Source organism: Paenibacillus sp. MZ04-78.2 (assembly GCF_024213375.1).
In the GTDB taxonomy this organism is placed as follows: Bacteria; Bacillota; Bacilli; order Paenibacillales; family NBRC-103111; genus Paenibacillus_G.
Genome location: NZ_JANAVJ010000117.1, coordinates 1 through 983, shown reverse-complemented (window position 1 = coordinate 983; position 983 = coordinate 1). Strand labels below are relative to the sequence as shown.

Annotated in this window: 1 protein-coding gene; it reads left to right on the top strand. The window is 44.0% G+C overall.

What is annotated here, in order from left to right:
* Window positions 1–859, top strand: an 859-nt coding sequence (locus tag NLX71_RS26275) for an HNH endonuclease (protein ID WP_309248997.1), incomplete at its 5' end; no start/stop codon positions are given.
* Window positions 860–983: the final 124 nt, after the last annotated feature.

Below are 983 nucleotides of genomic sequence, written 5' to 3'. Positions count from 1 at the left end.
TAAGGAACAATGCGAAACGATTAAAAATGATATCAAAGAGTTCATGGCTAACGAATTGGAGATCAAGTTGTCTGAAGAAAAGACTCTGATATCTCACTCCGAGGGCGGCGCCAAGTTTCTCGGACATATCATAAAGGTCAGGAACGACTGGAATTTCCGAAAAGATAAAAATGGCGTGAAGAAAAGAGTTTTCAACGGTTGCGTTGAACTGTACATGCCGGACGACACGATTAGGAATTTCATCACGAAATACAAGATGGTTAAGGATATTAATGCCAAACAATGGAGAATGCTTCATATTCCGTCCATTATCAATCATCCCGATATCGAGATTGTCGCACTGTACAACGCCCGCCTGCGTGGACTTTATAACTTTTACAAAATGGCGGTCAACGTTAGCAGATATATGTGGCAACTGAGATATGTTATGGAGTATAGTTGCCTAGCGACTCTCGCTAACAAATATAAATCCAGCATTGCCAAGGTAAAGCAGAAATTCAAGGTGGACAAACACTGGGGTATTCCGTACGAGGACAAGAAAGGGCAGACGAAAATCCTTTACTTCTACAAGGATGGGTTTACAAGGTCAACCACTCCTTATAAACTGACTGATCCCGATCTTCATCCGAACCTCATGCCGTTCTTCAATAACCCGACAAGCTTGCTGGATCGGCTCAGAGCCGGTCAATGCGAACTTTGCGGCACCAACGATTTCAAGCTTAACTACGAGGTTCATCATGTCAACAAGCTGAAGAACCTCAAAGGCAAGGAAAAATGGGAAAGAGTAATGATCGGTAAGAACCGTAAGACGCTCATTGTTTGTCAGGAATGTCACGATAAAATCCATCGCGGTGAATAGGCATCTTTGGTCGAGATGACAAGTGGAGAGCCGTATACTTGGAGACAAGTACGTACGGTTCGGAGGGGAGTTCTTCGAAACCTGTCACAGGAATGTGGTAAGGCGCGGGGTTCTTACCCTACTA